At 65.5% G+C, this 3133-nt stretch carries 6 protein-coding genes; 5 read left to right on the top strand and 1 reads right to left on the bottom strand.

What is annotated here, in order from left to right; genetic code table 11:
* The 4 genes from Q0379_RS11290 to Q0379_RS11275 all read left to right on the top strand — a co-directional run.
* Positions 1-242: surface lipoprotein assembly modifier (locus Q0379_RS11290; RefSeq protein WP_299008480.1), on the top strand; the 242-nt coding region annotated here is incomplete at its 5' end.
* 45 nt (positions 243-287) lie between these two features.
* Complete coding sequence (locus Q0379_RS11285; protein ID WP_299008478.1) at positions 288-893, top strand: biliverdin-producing heme oxygenase; 606 nt, start codon at positions 288-290, stop codon at positions 891-893.
* A 1-nt stretch (position 894) separates the two neighbouring features.
* Complete coding sequence (locus tag Q0379_RS11280) at positions 895-1215, top strand: YbaN family protein (protein WP_299008482.1); 321 nt, start codon at positions 895-897, stop codon at positions 1213-1215.
* Entirely contained in the window at positions 1212-1493 is a 282-nt protein-coding gene (locus Q0379_RS11275) for a hypothetical protein (protein WP_299008475.1), read from the top strand. Before Q0379_RS11280 ends, Q0379_RS11275 begins: the two co-directional genes overlap by 4 nt.
* On the opposite strand, the gene Q0379_RS11270 is transcribed toward Q0379_RS11275, so the two are convergent.
* Positions 1451-2365 (bottom strand): IS1595 family transposase, encoded by a 915-nt coding sequence (locus Q0379_RS11270; protein ID WP_299008472.1) that lies wholly within the window; start codon positions 2363-2365, stop codon positions 1451-1453. The two genes, Q0379_RS11275 and Q0379_RS11270, sit on opposite strands and share 43 nt — an antisense overlap.
* Before the next feature lie 388 nt (positions 2366-2753).
* Between Q0379_RS11270 and Q0379_RS11265 the strand changes: the two genes are divergently transcribed.
* A complete protein-coding gene (locus Q0379_RS11265; protein ID WP_299008469.1) occupies positions 2754-2978 on the top strand; it encodes a hypothetical protein in 225 nt (74 codons plus the stop codon).
* The last annotated feature ends 155 nt before the right edge of the window (positions 2979-3133 follow it).

Below are 3133 nucleotides of genomic sequence, written 5' to 3'. Positions count from 1 at the left end.
CGAGCCTCTTCCTGATGGGCTCGTATCGCCACCGTCGCCATCGCGCCTACAGTGAATTGTTCGAGGCGCAGCGCCGGGACCGGCAATTTAACGTGATCGGGATAGCCCGTCTCCCGATCCTGAAATTGGGACCGCTCGTCCCCGAAATCGTCGTCCAGCACAATCGCGTCACCAGCAACATCGACTGGCTCTATTCCTACAAGCGCACGACCGCGAGCGTCAGGCTCAGCTATGCTTTCTGACCGTCCGCTCCGCCATGATTTCCCTATTGAACAGGAGCAATGCCCATGACCGTATCAGCCGCAGAACCCCTCGCAGACGCACATAGCCGCGCCAAACGCCTGAAGGCCCTTACCAGCAGCGTCCATGAGGGCGTCGACCGTTCGATCATGTCGGCAGCGTCCTTCGCCAACCTCGATCGCTACAAGCAATTCCTCGCGATCCAGTATCTGTTCCACCGCGATGTCGCGGCGCTCTATGCCGACCCGCGCCTTCGGGACATCTTTCCCGATCTTGCCCAGCGCTATCGTCTGCTGCTCGTGACGGCCGACATGGAGGATCTCGATGTCACGGTCCCTGAAGCAGGGACGGCCACCTTCGCTGCCGACACGCCGGCGGACCGCGGCACCGCGCTGGGGTGGCTCTACGTCGCTGAGGGCTCCAATATGGGTGCGGCTCTGCTGCGCAAGGAAGCGCAAAAGCTCTCCCTCTCCGACGCATTTGGCGCACGGCATCTGGCGCCAGCTCCGGAAGGCCCTGCCGCCCACTGGCGAGCGTTCACCGCTGCGCTCGATGCCGTTCAACTGAACGAAGACGAGGAAAGGCGTGCCGGCGAAGGCGCGCTGGAAGCCTTCGCTCGCGTACAGGCCCACATCGATGCCCGCCTTGGCTAACGTGGGCGACGAGGATCTCCTGCGGCGTGGGCGGGCAGCTCGTACCGCATGGCTCGTGCTCGGGCTGATGCTGGTGTCGATCGGCTTCATCGGCATCTTCGTGCCGCTGCTCCCCACGACGGATTTCCTTTTGCTCGCGCTACCCTGTTTCGCGCGCTCTTCGCCCCGGCTCGAGGCCTGGCTGCTCAATCATCGTCGCTTCGGTCCAAGCTTGCGCGCCTGGCGCGCCGAGCGGGCGGTGCCAAGACATGCCAAGGTCGCAGCCTGCATCGGCATGGCGCTCGGCTTCGGCACGCTCGACGCGAAGGGAGACCGCCCGTGAGGCCCGTCGATCAGACGACGTTCGGCGTCCCGGGCGGCAACTGCTTCTCGGCGTGCGTCGCCTCGCTTCTCAGCCTCCCGATCGACGAGGTGCCCTACTTCATGGGTGCCGACGACTGGTTCGCGTACTTCGAAGACTGGCTCGGGTCGCGCGGCCACTACCCGCTCTGCTTCCATGTGGCGCAGTACACGCCGCCCGGCCTTCACATCCTTTCGGGGCGGTCGCCCCGCGGGCCTCACTCGGTCGTCGCGCGCGGCGCGGTTCGTGCGCAGGCGTAGGCGAGGCGCTCGGTCAGGGTGTCCAGCTGGAAACGGCGGTTGAAGCGCCAGGCGAAGCTGGTCAGGTAGCGCTGGGCGTGCTTGGCGCTGACGTGATGGTAGGTGCCGGCGAGCGCCGTCTTGATGTTGCCGAGCGCGGTGTTGACCCAAGTGAAGGGCACCCATTTGGCCGCGCCGGGTCCCGCACCGGTGACCATCGGGAAGTGGCCGCAGCCGGCTTCGCCGACCGCCGCCCAGCAGGACAGGCCATCGGTAACAACGTTGCTGCCGGCGGCGAGGTCGCGTTTGGCCAGCGTCGCGATCTCCTTCTTCCTGAAGCCCTTCACGACGGTGAGCTTGAGCCGCCTGGGCTTGCGCTCGGCGGTGGTCTCGACCGCGGCCACGAACGGCGTCTTGCCGGCCGCACCCCGGCCCCGCTTGCCGCCCGCGCGCCGCCCGCCGAGATAGGCGTCGTCGACCTCGACCCGGCCCGCGAGCTTGGGCTTCTCGGCCTCGCGCTGCTCCATCGCCGCCATCAGCTTATGCTTGATCAGCCAGGCGGTCGGCTGGCGCGTGCCGAGCCGCCGCGCCAGCTCGACCGAGCTCATCCCGCCCTTGCTCTGGCTCAGGTGGTAGATCGCGAGAAACCAGGTGGTCAGCGGCAGCTTGGTCCAGTGGAACACCGTCCCGGCGGTCAGCCCGACCTGGCGCTTGCAGCGGTTGCATTGGTAGACCGCCCGGCCCTTGAGCTCGGCATGGCCGCCGTGCGCGCAGCCCGGGCAGGCCCAGCCCTTGCCCCAGCGGAGCTGGAACAGCGCCGCCCGGCACTGCGCCTCAGTCCCGTAGCGCTGCCGGAACCCGGCCTCGCTCAGGCCCCTGACCCGCTGCCGCAACCCGCTCTCCGTGCCCATCCGCATGCTCCGCAGCCACCCAAAACCCGCTTGGATGCTGGCCCGATGCCGGATGGGTGTCACGGATAATCAGGTTCTGGTATGTGTGCCATAAGCAATAGTTGATCCCGATACCATGCTCATCGACCATCGAGAACAGGTGCCGCCGACGGCGAGCGCCGGCTCGCCGGCCGGGAGGCGACCGTCGACGAGCCGGGCCTCTCTCGCGAAGAGGCGATCATGAACTTCGTCGTCGCCGAGATCCCGCTCACTTACAAGTTCGTCAAGAAGGTCCTCGCCGAGGCCAAGGACTAGCTTGGAGCAGGTCGGGCTCTACCTCGCAGACACGGCGAAAGCGCACCCCGCTCTGACGGGGTGGGCTTTCTGCTTTGTGATGGTAGGGCTCGTGATCGTGAACGTGCTGCGGGTGAAGTACCCAGACAAGGCGCATCGCCCGCCGATCGTGTCCTACCTACTCGTGGTCTTCGACGCCACGGCTGGCAACTTCTGGAACGTCATCAACTGGATCACGGGTAGGGTCGGCCTGAAGCTCGTCCGCTACAAGTTCGACACCGAAGACATTCCACGTCCGAAAAACGACGATGGCGGCGCATAAAAATGGACCTCTTGAGCACACAAGGATTTGTGAAGGAGGCCGCGATCATGGCCGGTTCCATCACAGTCCTAGTCACCTTCGGGTGGAAGGTGACTAAGTGGTTCATCCGCGTCAAAGCGTCCGTACATTCCTTCAAGAAAACGTGGGATAGCTAC

The sequence above is a fragment of the uncultured Caulobacter sp. genome, assembly GCF_937900395.1.
Taxonomy (GTDB): Bacteria; Pseudomonadota; Alphaproteobacteria; order Caulobacterales; family Caulobacteraceae; genus Caulobacter.
This window is presented reverse-complemented; position numbering and strand designations above follow the sequence as displayed.

What these genes read in the sequence shown, in the direction of transcription:
- Q0379_RS11285 (WP_299008478.1), top strand. Translation starts at nt 288, where the DNA reads ATGACCGTATCAGCCGCAGAACCCCTCGCAGACGCACATAGCCGCGCC.